The sequence below is a fragment of the Streptomyces sp. NPDC001717 genome, from assembly GCF_042892775.1.
In the GTDB taxonomy this organism is placed as follows: Bacteria; Actinomycetota; Actinomycetes; order Streptomycetales; family Streptomycetaceae; genus Streptomyces.
Window position 1 is genome coordinate 52,803 of record NZ_JBIAUK010000023.1, and the last position, 16,652, is coordinate 69,454.

The window sequence follows — 16,652 nt, forward strand, 5'->3', positions numbered from 1 at the left end:
GTGGGCGCGCCGCCGCCCGTACATTCCCCGAACAATCGGCCTGCCGCCCCGGGTCACACCGCCGGGAAGACAGGGGGGATCCCGAGGGCCGGGGCGATCGTCCGCCAGATCGTCGACTGGGCGGTGTCGAGGTCGACCCGCGGGTCCTCCAGCATCACGCGGATGCCGAGCCCGTCGCACAGGGCCAGCACCAGGGTGGCGAGCGCGGCGACGTCGCAGTCGGTGAACTCCCCGGAGGCGATGCCCCGTTCCACGACCCCGCCGACCCACGCGTGCAGCTGGTCGTACAGGTCGACGGCGAGGTGCCGGGCCGTCGCGTCGCGCTGGGAGCGCACCCACAGCTCCTGCCAGAGCTTCCAGTCCTGGTGCAGTTCCGTGTCCGTGGGCAGCATGCTCCGTACGATCCGGGCCAGGACCACGGCCGCGGGAAGCGAATCGTCCTCGCTGCCGGTGTCCGTGCCCGTCTTCGCGAAGGAGTGCGTCATCGCCTCGGCGAAGAGCTTCTCGCGGGTGTCGAAGTGGTAGTGCAACAGGGCCTTGGACACGGCCGCGTGCTCGGCGACCTTGCGCATGCTGACGTGCTCGAAACCGATCTCGGCGATCACTTCGCACGCGGCCGTGAGGATTCGCTCACGAGTCTCCAGTGCGCGCTCGGCCTTGGTCACGTCGGCTGCTCCCGGTGTCGGCGCCCGTCGGCGGGTGAGTGGGTGGAAGGCGCCGGTACGGCGGTCCGGCCCGCCGCGCCCGAGCCACCCGTACCCCCATCCTTGCCCATGCCGTCCCCCGTGCTCCGGTAGACGTGGAATCCGCGGCCCGTCTTGCGGCCGAGCAGGCCCGCCTCCACCATCCGGGACAGCAGCGGAGGCGGGGCGTACAGCGGCTCCGGGTACTCCGCGTACATCGACCGCGCGATGGACCGTACGGTGTCCAGCCCGATGAGGTCGGCCAGCGCGAGCGGCCCCAGCGGATGGGCGCAGCCCAGGGTCATGCCCCGGTCCACGTCCTCGGCGGACGCCGCCCCGGCCTCGACCATCCGCACCGCGGCCAGCAGGTAGGGCACCAGCAGGGCGTTGACGATGAACCCCGCCCGGTCGCGGGCGCGCACCACGTGCTTGCCCAGGACCCCGGAGGCGAAGGCCTCCGCCCGGCGCACGGTCTCCTCGCCGGTGAGCAGGGAGGGCACGAGTTCCACCAGGGGGAGCACCGGGACCGGGTTGAAGAAGTGCAGGCCGATCACCCGCTCCGGCCGCGAGGTGGCGGCCGCCAGGCGGATGACGGGGAGGGAGGAGGTGTTCGTCGCCAGTACGGCGTCGGGGCGTTCCACGACCTCGTCGAGCCGGGCGAGGACGTCGAGCTTGGCCCGCTCGTCCTCGGCCACCGCCTCGATCACCAGGTCCCGGTCCACCATGCGCTTCAGGTCGGTGGTCACGGTGATGCGGGCGGCCGCCTCCGCCGTCTCGGCGGCGGTGAGTTTGCCGGCCGCCGCGGCGCGGGCCAGCGAGCGGGTGATCCGTTCCAGGCCCGCGTCCGCGGCCGCCCGGCCGCTCTCCGCGACCACGACGTCGAGTCCGGCGCGCGCGCAGACCTCGGCGATGCCCGATCCCATCAGTCCGCAGCCCACGACCCCGACCCGGTCCGTACCGGGGGTCCCCTCGGCCGCCCGACCGGCGGCGGTCACCCGACCGCCGCCGGTGGACAGTACGTCGTCGGTCACCGGGCGCCCGCGCCCTCGTCGGCCGGCATCTGCAGAACGCCCGTGCCCCGCTTGACGAGTTCCCCCGCGATGATCAGGCGCTGGATCTCGGAGGTGCCCTCCCAGATCCGGTCGACGCGCAGCTCGCGGTAGAGGCGTTCGACCGGGTACGAGCGGTCGTAGCCGCGCCCGCCGAAGATCTGCAGGCACCGGTCGACGACCCGCCCCGACGCCTCGCTCGCCGCCAGCTTCGCGATGGCCGCCTTGGCGTGCAGCGTCTTGCGGTCGACGAGGCCCTCGTCGACCTCCCAGGCGACCTGGTGGGTGTAGGCGCGGTTGACGGCGATGTCGACGGCGCAGTCGGCGAGCATGCCCTGGATCAACTGGAAGTCGGCGATGGGCGAGCCGAACTGGCGCCGTTCCACGGCCCAGTCCCGGGCCAGTTCCAGGGCCCGTTCGGCGGCGCCGATCGTACGCGCGGCGATCATCAGACGCTCCTCGGTGAACCAGGAGCGGGTGATGTCGTAGCCGTTGCCGACCTCCCCGAGCACGGCGTCCTCCGGCACGTGCACTTCGGTGAAGGTGAACTCGGGGTGCTCGTAGACGAAGGTGTGCATCCAGCGCGGCACCCGGGTCATCTCCACGCCGGGGGTGTCCTTGTCGACGAGGAACAGGGTCGGTGCCCGCTCCTCCCCGGCCGCCGCGAGCACGATCATGAAGTCGGCGTGGTCGCCGACCGTGACGAACCACTTCTCGCCGTTCAGAACCCAGCCGCCCGCGGTGCGCGTCGCCGTGGTCCGGATGCTCTGCGGGTCCGAGCCGGCCTCGGGCTCGCTCACCGCGTAGCAGTCGCGGCGCCGGCCCCGGATCACCGGCACCAGGTAGCGCTCGCGCTGCTCGGGAGTGCAGTGCGACAGGGCGTTGGCGGGACGCCACACCATGTCCCAGAGCGCGCCGGTGAGCCGGCCGAGCTCCGCCTGCACGACGACCTGCTCCAGGATGGTCAGGCCGGCGCCGCCCCACTCGGCGGGCATGTTGACGGCCTGCAGGCCGCTGTCGAGGACCGCGTCGCGGATCTCGGTGTGGGCCTGCGGGGGCAGGCCGTTGTTCTCCTCGCAGTCGACCTCGTACTTCATGATGAACTCGGTGAGTTCGCGGGCCGCGCCCTGGAGCTCCTGCTGGCGTGCGGTGAGTCGGAAGTCCATGGGGTCCTCTGGGTCCTTTCGGCGGTTCACGGGAGGTGTGGCGGGTGGGGCGGGTGTGGTCGTACGGGTGGGGCGGTTTCAGCGCGGGAGGGACAGGACCCGGGTGCCGCGCTTGACGAGTTCGTTGGCGATGATCAGGCGCTGGATCTCGGAGGTGCCCTCCCAGATCCGGTCGACGCGCAGCTCGCGGTACATGCGCTCGACGGGGTACGTGCGGTCGTAGCCGCGGCCGCCGAAGATCTGCAGGCACCGGTCGACGACCCGCCCCGCGGCCTCGCTCGCCGCGAGCTTCGCCGTCGACGCCTTGGCGTGCAGGGTCTTGGGGTCGGTGCCGGGCTGATCGGCCTCCCAGGCGACCTGGTGGGTGTAGGCGCGGTTGACGGCGATGTCGACGGCGCAGTCGGCGAGCATGCCCTGGATCAACTGGAAGTCGGCGATGGGCGAGCCGAACTGGCGCCGCTCGACGGCCCAGTCCCGGGCCAGTTCCAGGGCCCGCTCGGCGGCGCCGACGGTCCGGGCGGCGATCATCAGCCGCTCGTCGGTGAACCACTCCTTGGTCAGCTCGTAGCCGTTGCCGACCCCGCCCAGCACGTCCTCGTCGGGGACGAAGACGTCGGTGAAGGTGAACTCGGGGTGCCCGTTCACCGCGGAGTGCATGAACCGGGGCACCCGCGTCATCTCCACGCCGGGCGCCTGCTTGTCGACGAAGAAGAGGGTCGCCGCCCGCTCGGGGCCCGCGTCGGCCTGCACCAGCAGGAAGTCCGCGATGTCACCGCAGGTCACGAACCACTTCTCGCCGTTCAGCAGCCAGCCGCCGTCGGTCCGGCCGGCGGTGCTCGTGCCCGAGCCGGGGTCGGAGCCCGCACCCGGCTCGGTCACCGCGAACGCGTCGAACCGCTCGCCGCGGATGACGGGCAGGAGGTACTTCTCCCGCTGCGCCTCCGTGCCGTACGCCAGGACGTTCGCCGGCCGCCAGGGGATGTCCCAGAGGCAGTTGGTGACCTTGCCGAACTCCTCCTCGACGATGACCTGGTCGAGCAGGGACAGCCCGGCGCCGCCCCATTCGGCGGGCATGTTGATCGCGTAGACGCCGGCGTCGATCGCGGCGCGGGTCAGCTCGCGGACCGTCTCGGCGGGCAGCGGGCCGCCGGCCTCCTCGGACCGGTCCTCGTAGGTCGTCAGCAGGCGGGTGTAGGCGGCGGCGCGCGTCTTGAGCTCGGTCTGCTCGGGCGTGTAGCGGAAGTCCATGGTCCTCTTGCTCTCCTTCGGGAAGGGGGATCCAGGGCGGCCTGATCCGAAAGACGGGCCCCGGGGGGCGGCGGGCCTCAGCCCAGGACGGCCCGGGCGTCCAGGGCCAGTGCGCCGTCCGGGCGCACCAGCAGCGGGTTCACCTCCAGTTCGGCGACCTCCGGATGGGCGGCGGCGACCTCGGTGATCCGCTCGATCACGGCGGCCGCGGCGGCCACGTCCACCGCCGGCCGGCCGCGTACGCCGTCCAGCAGTGCCCCGGTCCGCAGGCCGCGGAGCAGCTGCTCGGCCCGTGCGGCCGGTACGGGCGCCAGGGCGAAGGCCACGTCGCGCAGGGTCTCGGTGAGCACGCCGCCCAGCCCGACCATGGCCACCGGCCCGAACCGCGGGTCCCGGTTCACCCCGACGATCAGCTCGACGCCGTCGGAGAGGTCGGCCATCGCCTCCACCGAGTACGCGGCGGCGCCGAGCCGGGCGTGCATCTCCCGGTAGGCGGCCAGCAGCGCCGCCCGGTCGGGCAGGCGCAGGGCCACCCCGCCCGCGTCGGACTTGTGCAGCAGGTGCAGCGCCTTGAGCACGTACGGGCCCTCGAAGTCCGCGGCCGCCGCCAACAGTTCGCCCTCGTCGATGACCTCGCGGGCCGCCGGGAAGGGAACCCCGGAGGCGGCCAGCAGCGCCCGCACCCCGTGGTATCCGGGGTCCCCCAGCTCGACCGCCGGGGCGGGCAGCGGGGCGATCCCGGGCGCGGGCGCGGTCGCCCGGCCGGTGATCGCCGCCAGCGCCCGGGCGGCGTCCTCGGTGGCGGAGAACACCGGGACCCCGGCTTCGGCCAGTACCCGGCAGCTCGGCGACTGCGGATACATCGACTGCACGACCAGGGGTTTCGTCGCCGCCGCGAGGTGCCGGGTGATCTCCTTCGCTGCCCTGGTCTCGCCGTCGGCGAGTACGGAGCCACCGGCCGGGCCGCCGCCCAGACCGCCCTCGGAGGCGGCGTACCCGCCGAAGTAGCCGGTCATCAGGACCGCGTCGACCTCGTCGGCGGCGAGGAGTTCCCCGACCGTGTCCGCGTAGGAGAGGGGCCGCTGTTCGCCCATCCCGGCCAGGTCCACGGGGTTGCCGACGGAGGACTGCTCCCACAGCACGGCCCTCAACCGGTCCTGCGTCGACCCGCCGAGTTCCGGTACGTCGAGCCCGGCGTCCTCGGCCGCGTCCGCCGCGACCGCGCCGTGGCCGCCGCCGTCGGTGAACACCGCGGTACGCCGGCCGGTCGTACGCGTCCCCGAGCTCAGCGCCGCCAGGACGACGGTCATCTCCCGGGGCGTGCGGACGAGTTCGATCCCGGCGTCGCGGCAGGCGGCCGCCACCACGTCCGCCGAGGTGGTGAGCGCCCCGGTGTGGGACTGGGCGCTGCGCGCGGAGGCCGTGCCGCGCCCGGCGGTGAGCAGGACCACCGGCTTGCCCGCCGCGGCGGCGGCCCGCGCGAAGGCCCGGCCGTCGCCGAAGTCCTCGGCGTACACGGCGATCGCGGTGGTGGCCTCGTGCCGGGCGCAGTCCTCGACGAGATCGACCAGGGTGACGTCGGCCTGGTTGCCCAGCGAGACGAACCGGGAGAAGCCGAGGCCGTGCGGGGCGCCGCGGAGCTGGAGTTCGAGGGCGAGGTTGCCGCTCTGGCTCAGCAGGGCGACGCCGCCGGGCGCGAACCGGTCCGAGGCGAGGTAGAGCTCGGTCGTGTTGTCGGCTATGCCGAGGCAGTTGGGTCCGACGAGGACGGCCCCGGCTTCCCGGACGCGGGCGACGACCGCGCGCTGGCGGGCCAGTCCCGCGGGGCCGGCCTCCGCGAAGCCCGCGGTGATGGCGACGATCGCCTTCGCCCCGCAGACCAGGGCGTCCTCGACGGCGGCCTCGAAGCCGCTGCCGGGGACGGAGACCACCACCAGGTCGACCGGCTCGCCGATCGCGGCCAGAGAGGGTGCCGCCGTCTTGCCGAGGACGGTGCCGCCGCGCCGGTTCACCAGGTGCACCGGGCGGCGCCCGTCGGCGCGCAACGCCTGGGAGGCGACGGCGTGGCCGTACTTCGCGGGGTCGTCGCTGGCGCCGACGACGGCGACGGAGCGGGGGTCGAAGAGCGCGGTCAGATCGCGTCCCATGTCACTTCTCCACTCGGAGGGCGGAATTGGGGCAGCTCGCGGCGCAGGCACGGGCCGCCTCCTCGCCGCCGGGCGGGACCCCGAGGGCGATGACCTTCGCGTAGCCCCATTCGTCGAGCTCGATCAGCTCGGGCGCGGGTTCCTGGCACAGCCCGTAGCCCTGGCAGCGGGTGGAGTCCAGCAGGAGTTTCATGACGTGCCTTTCAGTACGGGCAACGGGATGCGGGATGTCGGCGCCATGGCGACCTCCGGTACGGGTACGGCCAGGCGGCGCCCGCGGCTGTCCGGCCGTACCGCGGTGCCGGCGGCGCAGTCGGGGCACGGCCCGCGCAGATGGGACCGGACCCGTTCGGGGAAGGCGCGCAGGAGGCTGCCGGCGGTGGCCGCGGCGGCGTCGAGCAGGCCGCACGCGCCGCGCCCCGGCAGGGTCTGCGACCACCGCTCCAGCCGGGCGGTGGCGTCCGGACCGGCGGTGCCCTCGGCGAGGGCGTGCACGGTGTCGCGGATCGCGGCGGTGCCGGAGACGCACACCCCGCACTGCCGTGCGCTCTCGGCGGCGAGGTGGCCGACGGCGTCGGCGGCGGTGGCGACCGGGCAGGCACCGGGGGCGAGGAAGCGGATCGCTCCGCAGCCCAGCGCGGTGCCCGCCGCGGCGAGTGCGTCGGGTTCGAGGGGGAGGTCGAGGGCCCGGGCGTCGACGAGCCCGCCGAACAGTCCGCCCATCAGGGCCCCGCCCGGGGCGGCGGTGCCGTGCCACGCCGCCAGGGTGCGCAGCGGGACGCCGTAGGGGACTTCGGTGAGCACCGGCTCCGCGTCCCCACCGGACAGCGTGATCAGGGTGGAGCGGGCGATGACACGGCGCAGCCCGGGGTGGGCGGCGGTGAGGGCGATGCGGGCGAGGGTCTCGACGTTGGAGACCAGGGTGGGCGCGCCCCCGACGCCCCGCTCGAACGGCCGGGGCGGTTTCGAGGTGGGCAGGGCGGGTCCGCCGTCGATCCGGCGGACGACCGCGCTCTCCTCGCCCGCCACATAGGTGTGGTCGGTCTCGACGACCTCCACGGGCAGGTGCGGCGCGCGTTCGGCGAGGGCCCGGCGTACGGACGCGCCCGCTTCCGGGTCGGAGAGGTAGACGTAGCCGCGTACGGCGCCGGTGATCGCGGCCGCGTGGGCCAGACCGTCGAGCACCAGATGGGGTCTGGCCCGCAGCAGCCAGCGGTCCTTGACCGAACCGGGCTCGCCCTCCTCTCCGTTGGCCACCACCACCGGGACGCCGCCCCGGTCGCGGACGGCGCGCAGCTTGACGGCCGCGGGGAAGCCCGCCCCGCCGCGCCCGCGCAGACCGGACGCGTCGAGGTGGCGCAGCAGCGCGTCCGGGTCGGTGGCGCCGGCGTCGCCGCCGGTGGCGCGGTGGGCCTCGGCACGCTCCGTCACGCCCGGTGCCGCGCCGAGTACGGAGCCGGGAGACCGTGTGGTGGGGAGGCGGATGGAGGTCATCGGCCGGCTCCTGTCCGGGGGTCGGTGCGCAGGTGCAGTACGGCGCGCTCGAGCGCGGTGCGGTCCTGGGCGGTGCGGTCGTACCCCGGTCCCGGGAGGCCGATGAGCATGCGGTGGTGGTCGAGGACCACCTCGGCGGCGTGCAGGGCGGCGGCGCGGTCGGCGTGCGCCCCGCCTGCGGCCGCGGTGGTCACCAGCTCGGTGACCTCGGCCAGGTAGCGGAGCCAGTCGTGCCGGCTGCCGTGCAGTACGAGGCGTTCCACGCGGCGCCGCTCGGCGGCGGCCGGCTCGTCGCGCTCCGTACGCGCCGAAGCGCGCAGGGCGGCGACCGCCGCGGGGAGCTCCCGCTCGGGTTCGGGGGTGAGCCCGAGCCAGTCCAGACGCCGACGACCGCTCATGGGTGCCTCCGCGAGGAGTGGGGTGGGTGGCGCACGCGGTGCCCGGGGGCGGCACGCGGTGCGGGTGGTGAAGGGCGGTGCGGTTCGTGCGGGCCCGGAAGAAGACCCGGGAGGGGCCGGCCGGCAGGTTCCAGCGGGACGAACACCCGCGAAAGCCGGAGAGGCGACAGACGGCACGCTCACTGACCGATCGGTCAGCCACGAATGACGCTAGCTGACCGATCGGTCAGCGCACAAGTCTTGACCCGGCGGAAACGAGCCAGCAATCTGGCTGTCCAATCGGTCAGCGAGATTCCGGCGTCCGTCCGGACCGCCATGCCGCACGCCGCCTCCATCGGCACCGGTCGGCCTCGGCATCGCGGACACCGATCGCCGCACGGCAGGCACGGAGGAGTCATCCGATGCAGTCCAGAGCCCCCGAAACCCAGCTCGGCCCGCCCGGCCAGGACGTTCCCGGCCCCGCGTTGCCGGCCCGCTACTACACCGACCCCGATACCGCCGCCGCGGAGACGGAGCACGTCTTCGCCCGGTCCTGGCAGCTCGTCTGCCACGAATCGGACCTGCCGGCCACCGGAGCCCGCCTCGCCGCCACGGTCGCGGGCCGGGAGGTCCTGGTGGTCCGCACCGAGGACGGCTCCCTGGCCGCCCACCTCAACGTGTGCCGCCATCGCGGAACGCGCCTCGTCACCGTTCCCGAACCGGACGGCAAGGCGATCCGCTGCCCTTACCACGGCTGGACCTACCGCCTCGACGGCAGCCTGGTCGGCGCCCCGGAGGCCCGCCAGATCCCCTGCCTCGACAAGCCCCGGCTCGGCCTGTTCCCGGCCCGCGTCGAGTCCTTCCTCGGCTTCGTCTTCGTCAACCTCGACATGGACGCCGTACCGCTCGCCAAGAGCTGCGCCAAACTCGCCGAGGCCGTCGGCCACTACGCCGACGCCGACCTGGTGCCGGTGGGCCGCGACCGGATCCACGACCTGGCCCGAGCCGAGGTCCAGCAGGCCAACTGGAAAGTGGCGGTCGACAACTACCTGGAGGGCTACCACGTCCCGGTGGCCCACCCCGGTCTGATGCGCCTGCTCGACTACCAGGGCTACAGCTGCGAACTGGACGAGTCCTACGCCCTGTTCGCGTCCCCCCTGCGGGACAAGCCGTCCTCGAACTGGGCCGAACGCCTCTACCAGCGCATCGCCGCGCCGATGCCGGGCCTCGCCGAGGCCGACCGCCGGGTCTGGCGGTACGCCGTCATCTATCCGAACACCCTCATCGACTTCTACCCCGACCACGTGCTGGCCTGGACCGCCATCCCGACGGCCGTGGACCGCGTCGCGGTACCCGGAGCGTTCTACACGCGCCGCGGCACGGGCCTGCGCACCCGACTGGCCCGCCGCCTGAACATCCACATCGGTTGGATCACCAACGACGAGGACGCCGAGCTGGTCGCCCGCGTACAGAAGGGGCTCACCACCCCCGGGTTCGAACCCGGGCCCCTTTCCCGCCGCGAGTCGGCCGTCGGCTGGTTCGCGGCCCGCATCCGGGCCGACCTCGCAGCCGCCGACACCCCCCGGCCCTGATCAGCGCACGGCAGCAACCCCCCACGCCCCGTGAAGCACCGTTCGATCCCCCACCGTTCCCCACCCCCGCCGTTCCCCACGGCCCCCCTACGGAGAGGACCCCGATGTCCCCCGAGGCACACTCCCTGACCAGACGCTCCTTCCTCCGGGCCGGCACCGCCGCCGCCGTCGGACTCACCGCCGCCGGATGCGGGTTCGCATCGGGTGACGACCCGGCCGCCAAGGCGGCCGAGGAGGCCCCGATCGACGTCAAGGTCGACGGCGACCTGGTCTATTTCAACTGGGCCGACTTCGTCGACCCGGCCGTCTTCGCAGGCTTCGAGAAGGAGTACGGCGTCAAGGTCATCCAGTCGAACTACGACTCGATGGAAGGCATGGCCGCCAAGCTCAACGCCGGCAACCGCTACGACATCGTCTTCCCCACGGCCAAGTGGGCACAGCGCCTGGCCGCCGGAGGCAAGCTCCGCACGATCGAGCACTCCCGCCTGAAGAACGCGGAAGCCGTGTTCGGCGGCTACGACTACTTCGCCAACCCCTGGTACGACCCCGGCTCCCGGCACACCGTTCCCTTCACGATGTACAAGACCGGCATCGGCTGGCGCCGCGACCGGCTCGGCGACCTCACCGGATCCTGGGCCGACCTGTGGAACGAGCAGGCCAAGAACAAGGTCTTCGTGCTCGACGACCGCGACGAGGTGCTCGGCATGGGCGCGCTCAAGGCCGGCGTCGGCCTCGGCACCGAAGACCCGGCCGAGCTCGCACGGGTCACCGAGACCCTGCACTCGCTCCGCCCCCGCCTGCGCGGCTTCTCCAGCGACAGCTACAACAACCTCCTCAACGGCAACGCCGACATCACCCAGGCGTGGAGCGGGGACATGGCCGCCATGCTCGCCCAGGCCGAGGACCCCGCCGTCTTCGGCTTCGAGGTCGCCAAGGAGGGCGCCCCCGTCAACTCCGACTGCTACGCCATCCCCGCGGGCGCGGAGCACCCCGGCACCGCGATGCTCTTCATCGACTACATGCTCCGCCCGGAGAACGTGAAGAAGAACATCGAGTACATCGGCTACCCGATGCCGGTGCGGGGGACGGAGGACACCTACTCCGCCCTCGTGGAGCCGTTCCCCCAATGCCTGGTGACGGCCGACGACCTCAAGGACGACCACTACTTCCGCAACGCCACGGTGAAGGGCGAACAACGCCGCGACGCCGCCTGGACCGACGTGAAGGCCGGCTGACATGCCCCGACGCAATCGACCCGGATCTTCCGGAGGAGCCGCCGGCTCCGGGAGATCCGGAGCCGGCCGCCCGCCGCGCGGCGGCCCGGCGGCCTCGGAGGCGAGACTGTGGAGCGGGCTCATGCTCCCCGGCACCCTCTGGATGACCGGGTTCCTCGTCGCCTCCCTCCTCCTGGTGGCCACCCTCGCCTTCGGCACCACCGACCCGCTCGGGAACCCGCGCTTCGGGCTCAACTTCGACAACTTCGCCGCACTGGCCGACCCGGCCTACCGGACCGTCCTGCTGCGCTCCCTCGGCTACGCGCTGATCACCTGCATCATCTGCCTGGCCGTGGCCTACCCGGTCACCTACGCCATCGCCCTGCGCGGCGGACGGTTCAAGAACCTGCTGATCGCCGCGATCGTCGTACCGTTCTTCGCCAACTACCTGGTGCGCATGTACGGCTGGTCCGTCGTCCTCTCCGACGACGGGCCGCTGCTGAAGGCCCTGCGCTCGATCGGCCTCGCCGACGACGGCACCAAGATCCTCCAGACCGGCCCCGGCGTCATCGCCGGACTCGTCTACGGCTTCGTCGTCTTCATGATCATCCCGCTGTACGCGGCCATGGAACGCATGGACACCTCCCTCATCGAGGCCGGACGCGACCTCTACGGCGGTCCCCTGCGCACCTTCTTCTTCGTCACCGTCCCCGCCACCCGGCAGGGCGCCGTCGCCGGCTGCGTCCTCGTCTTCCTGCCCGCCATGGGCGACTTCGTCAGCGCACAGCTCATGGGAGGCCCCGACCAGATCATGATCGGCAACCTGATCCAGGACAAGTTCTTCCAGGGCCAGAACTGGCCCCTCGGCTCGGCCCTGACCATGCTGCTCATGGCGGTCCTGCTGCTCGGCATGCTGGGATACCTGCGCCGCGCCCGCAAGGACGAAGCGGAGGCCGCCCGATGAAGCTCCGCCGGAGCAGCGGCCGCCGCGGAGCCGATCGCCGGCCCCGCTTCGCCATCGCCGTCACCGCGCTCTTCTTCGTCCTGCTCTACCTCCCCGTCGGCGTCGTCACCCTGTTCTCCTTCAACGCGCAGAAGTCCCTCACCGTCCTCGACGGCTTCAGCCTCCGCTGGTACCGGGAGTTCTTCCACGACGACGTACTGATCGGCTCGCTCGGCATGAGCCTTCAGGTGTCCCTCGTCGCCATGGTGGGCTCGCTCGTCCTCGGAGTGACCCTGGCCCTCGGCCTGGTCCGCGCCCGCTCCCGGCTCGGCTCCCTCGCGGGCCTGGTCATGCTCGTCCCGCTGATCACCCCGGAGATCGTCACCGGTGTCGCGGCGATGATGCTCTTCAAGGGCCTCGGCATCACCCTGTCCACCACCACCGTGATGCTCGCCGAGATCACCTTCTCCATCTCCTACGTGACGGTCATCCTGCGCTCCCGCATCGCCGCCCTGAACCCGGAGGTCGAAGAGGCCGCGATGGACCTCGGCGCCACCCGCCGGCAGGCCCTCTTCCTGGTCACCCTGCCCGCGCTGCTGCCCAGCATCCTGGCCTCCGCGGTGCTGATCTTCGCCCTGGTCTTCGACGACTTCGTCCTCGCCTACTTCACCACCGGAGTCGACCCGCAGCCGCTGTCCGTCCGCATCTACTCGGCCATCAGGTTCGGCGTCCAGCCCACCATCAACGCCGTGGGCACGCTGATGCTGGCCGGATCCGTCGCCCTGATCGTCCTCGCACTCGCCATTCCGCGCCTGATGGGGCGCCGCGGCGGCCTCGACCTGCTCTCCGGGAAGTGATCCCCATGTACCCGACACCCGTGCACCCGACCCCCGCCGTGCGTCTCGACCGCGTGAGCAAGCACTACCCCGGAGCGGCCGGCACCTACGCCGTGCACCAGGTCGAACTCGACATATCCCAGGGCGAGTTCTTCTCCCTCCTCGGCCCCTCCGGGTGCGGGAAGACCACCCTGCTGCGGATGACCGGAGGTTTCGCCGACCCCACGGAAGGCCGCGTCCTGCTCGACGGCGAGGACGTCACCGGCCTCCCGCCGAACAAGCGCAACGTCAACACCGTCTTCCAGAGCTACGCCCTCTTCGACCACCTCTCGCTCGCCGACAACGTGGCCTTCGGCCTCAAGCGCAAGGGCGTCGCCCGCGCCGAGATCCGCCAAAGGGTCGCCGACATGCTCGACCTCGTCCAGCTCGGCGGGCTGGCCGGTCGCAAGCCGCCCACCCTCTCCGGCGGCCAGCGCCAGCGCGTCGCGCTGGCCCGCGCCCTGGTCAACCGGCCCCAGGTCCTCCTGTTGGACGAGCCGCTGGCCGCCCTCGACCTCAAGCTCCGCCGCCAGATGCAGATCGAGCTCAAGCAGATCCAGCGCGAGGTCGGCATCACCTTCGTCTTCGTCACCCACGACCAGGACGAGGCCCTGACCATGTCGGACCGCCTCGCCGTCATGAACGAGGGCCGCATCGAGCAGTGCGGCACGCCCGAGGACGTGTACGAGCGCCCGACGAGCCGCTTCGTGGCCTCCTTCATGGGCACCTCCAACCTGGTCCCCGGCACCTACCGGGCCGGCCGCGTCGTCCTCGACGAGGGCCCCGCCCTGCCCGTCGGCACCCGACCCGGCGTCCCCGACGGGAGCCGCGTCAGCCTGTCGATCCGCCCCGAGAAGATCTGGCTCTCCGACTTCGAACCGGGCATGGCCACCGTCGGCGGGGTCGTCCGCGAGACCGTCTACTCCGGCCCCACCACCACCTACCTCATCGAACTCGCCCCCGGAGTCACGGTGTCCGTGCTGGAGCAGAACACCGTCCGCTCCCGCATGGAGGACCGCTGGAGCGGCGGCGAGCAGGTCGAGATCGCCTGGAAGCCCGAACACTGCCTGGTCCTCGACCACGCCGACGCCTGACCGGAGGCACCCGCAATGAACCACGACGTCATCGTGCTCGGCGCCGGCCTCGCCGGCCTCGCCGCGGCACGCGACCTCGCCGCCGCCGGGGCCGACGTCCTCGTACTGGAGGCCCGCGACCGGGTCGGCGGACGCGTCGAACAGACCGAACTCCCCGACGGCAGGCTCGTCCAGCTCGGCGGCGAGGTCGTCGGCCGCGCCCACACCGCCTACACGGCCCTCGCCGAGGAACTCGGCCTCACCCTCGTCCCCAGCTACGTCGCCGAGCCCGGCGCCCTCGCCCGCGCCACCCCCGAAGGGGTCTCGGCCGGGGACCCGCCCCACTGGTTCCGGCAAGGAGACGACGCCTGCCACCGGAAGGTCACCGCCGCCTTCACCGAACTCGCCCGGACCGTCGACCCCGACGACCCGTGGTCCCACCCCGACGCCACCGCCCTCGACCGGCTCTCCGTCGCCGACTGGCTGCGCTCCGAGGGGGCCGGCCCGGCCGTCGTACGCCTGTGGGAGATCGGCCAGCTCGCCCTCGCCGACGGCTCGTACGAGCGCACCTCGCTGCTCGCCGCCCTGCGCAAGAACGCCGCCGTCCCCGGCCCCGGCCACTACGACTACGAGGCCTGGGAAGGCCTGCGGGTCGCCGAGGGCTCGGCCACCGTCGCCCTGCGCATGGCCGAGGGCCTCGGCGCCCGCGTCCGCACCGGGGCGCCCGTCGAGGCGGTCGCGGTACGCCGGCCCAGGGGGTGCGCCGTACGGATCGCGGGCGGCGAGACCCTCACCGCCGCCGCCGTCGTCAGCGCCCTGCCCGCGGGCCCGCTGCGCTCGGTCGCCGTCAGCGGCGTCTCCGAAGCCCGCCTGGCCTCGCTCCACCGACAGCGCCACGCGCTCGCCGCCAAGTTCACCGCCTGCTACGAGACCCCCTTCTGGCGGGAGCGGGGCCTGAGCGGGCTCTCCGAATGCGAAGGCGTCCTCGGCAGCACCTGGCCGCAGAGCGAAGGCGTCCTCTCCGCCCTCGTCCCGCCCGAACGCTACGGCGTACTGCTCGGCATCCCCGGCCCCCTGCGCACCCCCGAGCTGCTGGCCGACATCGCCCGCCTCTACGGCGAGGAGGCCCACCGGCCGCTCACCACCCACCTGCGGCTGTGGGGCACCGACCCGTGGACCCAGGGCTACGTCACCCAGTGGACCCCCGGCGACGTGATGGGCGTCGGCCCCCTGCACGGCACCCACGAACCGCCCTTCTACGTGTGCGGCTCCGACCAGTGGGTGGCCGGCTACATGGAGGGCGCCGTACGCACCGGTCGCGACGCCGCCCGGGAGGTGCTGAGCCGTGGCTGACGCCCTGCGCAACCACATCGGCGGCGCCGACCTCCCCGCCGCCTCCGGCGCGACCATGGAACTGACCGACCCCGCCACCGGCGAGGTACACGGCCGCGCTCCCCGCTCCGGCCGAGCCGACACCGACGCCGCCTGTGCGGCGGCGGCAGCGGCCCTGCCAGGCTGGTCCGCGACCACCCCGGCCACGCGCCAGCGCGCCCTGCTCGGCATCGCCGACGCGATCGAGGCGTACGCGGACGAGCTGACGGCCGCCGAGACCGCGGACACCGGCAAGCCGGCGGAGCGGTTCCGTACCGACGAGCTGCCCGCGATCGCCGACACCGTACGGTTCTTCGCCGGCGCCGCACGCAACCTGCCGGGCGCCGCCGCGGCCGAGTACACCGAGGGCCGCACCTCCCTGCTGCGCCGCGAACCGGTCGGCGTCTGCGCCCAGATCACGCCCTGGAACTACCCGCTGATGATGGCGGCCTGGAAGATCGCGCCGGCCCTCGCCGTCGGGAACACGACCGTCCTCAAACCGGCGGACACCACACCCTCCTCCGCCGTCCTGCTGGCCAGGATCGCGGCCGCCCACCTCCCGCCCGGCGTGCTCAACGTCGTGTGCGGGGACCGGGACACCGGCCGGGAGCTCACCGCCCACCCCGAGGTCGCCCTGATCGCCGTCACCGGCAGCGTACGGGCCGGGCGCGAGATCGCGGCCGCCGCGGCGGCCGATCTCAAGCGGGTCCACCTGGAGCTCGGCGGCAACGCCCCCGTCATCGTCCACGACGACGCGGACGTCGGGGCGACCGCCGCGGCACTGGCCGAGGTCGCCTACTACAACGCGGGCCAGGACTGCACCGCGCCCACCCGGCTCCTCGTGCACCGGCGGGTGCACGACGCGTTCCTCGCGGCCTTCACCGAGGCCGCCGGCGCGCCGGCGAACCGCGACGCGGCCTTCGGCCCGCTCAACAGCGCCGCCCAGCTGGCCTCGGTCCGCGGTCTGCTGGAGCGGCTGCCCGCCCGTGCCGAGATCGTCACCGGCGGTGCCCGGCTCCCGCGCCCCGGCTTCTTCCACGCGCCCACCGTCGTCGCGGGCGTCCGCCAGGACGACGAGATCGTGCAGGAGGAGGTCTTCGGCCCCGTCGTGACCGTCCAGCCCTTCACGGACGAGGAAGAGGCCCTGCGCCTCGCCAACGGCGTCCGCTTCGGTCTGGCCGCGAGCGTCTGGACGAAGGACCACGACCGTGCGATGCGTGCCACCCGGGCCCTGCACACCGGCATCGTCTGGGTGAACACGCACGGCACCACCGTCTCCGAGATGCCCCACGGCGGGGTCAAGCACTCCGGCTACGGCAGCGACCTCTCCCTGACCGGCCTCCTGGAGTACACCCAGGCCAAGCACGTCATGCTGTGACCCCGGCCCGCCGCGTTTCGGGTGCCCGGAGCCGGGCAGCCG

Annotated in this window: 15 protein-coding genes; 7 read left to right on the forward strand and 8 right to left on the reverse strand. The window is 73.1% G+C overall.

Annotated features, from left to right (window positions below; genetic code table 11):
- Positions 1 to 53: 53 nt before the first annotated feature.
- From ACFYZL_RS28945 to ACFYZL_RS28980, 8 genes are all read right to left on the reverse strand, one after another.
- Positions 54 to 665 (reverse strand): TetR/AcrR family transcriptional regulator, encoded by a 612-nt coding sequence (locus ACFYZL_RS28945; protein ID WP_384595112.1) that lies wholly within the window; start codon positions 663 to 665, stop codon positions 54 to 56.
- The gene (locus ACFYZL_RS28950) at positions 662 to 1,678 is read right to left on the reverse strand and encodes a 3-hydroxybutyryl-CoA dehydrogenase (protein ID WP_388683072.1); all 1,017 of its coding nucleotides are present in this window, start codon (positions 1,676 to 1,678) and stop codon (positions 662 to 664) included. The genes ACFYZL_RS28945 and ACFYZL_RS28950 overlap by 4 nt, the downstream gene beginning before the upstream one ends.
- A gap of 32 nt (positions 1,679 to 1,710) precedes the next feature.
- Positions 1,711 to 2,898: an acyl-CoA dehydrogenase family protein gene (locus ACFYZL_RS28955; protein ID WP_388682952.1), complete on the reverse strand. Its 1,188-nt coding sequence runs from the start codon at positions 2,896 to 2,898 to the stop codon at positions 1,711 to 1,713.
- A gap of 78 nt (positions 2,899 to 2,976) precedes the next feature.
- Entirely contained in the window at positions 2,977 to 4,146 is a 1,170-nt protein-coding gene (locus ACFYZL_RS28960) for an acyl-CoA dehydrogenase family protein (protein WP_388682954.1), read from the reverse strand.
- Between the two features lie 77 nt (positions 4,147 to 4,223).
- Entirely contained in the window at positions 4,224 to 6,293 is a 2,070-nt protein-coding gene (locus tag ACFYZL_RS28965) for an acetate--CoA ligase family protein (protein WP_388682956.1), read from the reverse strand.
- 1 nt (position 6,294) lies between these two features.
- Positions 6,295 to 6,486, reverse strand: a complete 192-nt coding sequence (locus tag ACFYZL_RS28970) for a ferredoxin (protein WP_388682959.1) — start codon at positions 6,484 to 6,486, stop codon at positions 6,295 to 6,297.
- Entirely contained in the window at positions 6,483 to 7,787 is a 1,305-nt protein-coding gene (locus ACFYZL_RS28975) for an NADH-ubiquinone oxidoreductase-F iron-sulfur binding region domain-containing protein (RefSeq protein ID WP_388682961.1), read from the reverse strand. The genes ACFYZL_RS28970 and ACFYZL_RS28975 overlap by 4 nt, the downstream gene beginning before the upstream one ends.
- Complete coding sequence (locus tag ACFYZL_RS28980) at positions 7,784 to 8,185, reverse strand: hypothetical protein (RefSeq protein WP_384753560.1); 402 nt, start codon at positions 8,183 to 8,185, stop codon at positions 7,784 to 7,786. Before ACFYZL_RS28980 ends, ACFYZL_RS28975 begins: the two co-directional genes overlap by 4 nt.
- 401 nt (positions 8,186 to 8,586) lie before the next feature.
- On the opposite strand from ACFYZL_RS28980, the gene ACFYZL_RS28985 reads away from it, so the two are divergent.
- The 7 genes from ACFYZL_RS28985 (at position 8,587) to ACFYZL_RS29015 (ending at position 16,610) form a co-directional block, all read left to right on the forward strand.
- On the forward strand, positions 8,587 to 9,756 hold the full coding sequence (locus tag ACFYZL_RS28985) for an aromatic ring-hydroxylating dioxygenase subunit alpha (RefSeq protein ID WP_384753563.1): 1,170 nt from the start codon (positions 8,587 to 8,589) through the stop codon (positions 9,754 to 9,756).
- Between the two features lie 104 nt (positions 9,757 to 9,860).
- On the forward strand, positions 9,861 to 10,991 hold the full coding sequence (locus ACFYZL_RS28990) for an extracellular solute-binding protein (protein ID WP_384744285.1): 1,131 nt from the start codon (positions 9,861 to 9,863) through the stop codon (positions 10,989 to 10,991).
- A gap of 121 nt (positions 10,992 to 11,112) precedes the next feature.
- Positions 11,113 to 11,934, forward strand: a complete 822-nt coding sequence (locus ACFYZL_RS28995; RefSeq protein WP_384744282.1) for an ABC transporter permease — start codon at positions 11,113 to 11,115, stop codon at positions 11,932 to 11,934.
- Positions 11,931 to 12,770, forward strand: coding sequence for an ABC transporter permease (locus ACFYZL_RS29000; RefSeq protein ID WP_388682965.1), 840 nt, complete (start codon positions 11,931 to 11,933; stop codon positions 12,768 to 12,770). Before ACFYZL_RS28995 ends, ACFYZL_RS29000 begins: the two co-directional genes overlap by 4 nt.
- Before the next feature lie 5 nt (positions 12,771 to 12,775).
- Positions 12,776 to 13,882, forward strand: a complete 1,107-nt coding sequence (locus ACFYZL_RS29005; RefSeq protein ID WP_388682968.1) for an ABC transporter ATP-binding protein — start codon at positions 12,776 to 12,778, stop codon at positions 13,880 to 13,882.
- Between the two features lie 15 nt (positions 13,883 to 13,897).
- On the forward strand, positions 13,898 to 15,214 hold the full coding sequence (locus ACFYZL_RS29010; RefSeq protein WP_384744278.1) for a flavin monoamine oxidase family protein: 1,317 nt from the start codon (positions 13,898 to 13,900) through the stop codon (positions 15,212 to 15,214).
- Positions 15,207 to 16,610: an aminobutyraldehyde dehydrogenase gene (locus ACFYZL_RS29015; RefSeq protein WP_388682971.1), complete on the forward strand. Its 1,404-nt coding sequence runs from the start codon at positions 15,207 to 15,209 to the stop codon at positions 16,608 to 16,610. The genes ACFYZL_RS29010 and ACFYZL_RS29015 overlap by 8 nt, the downstream gene beginning before the upstream one ends.
- Positions 16,611 to 16,652 lie beyond the last annotated feature (42 nt).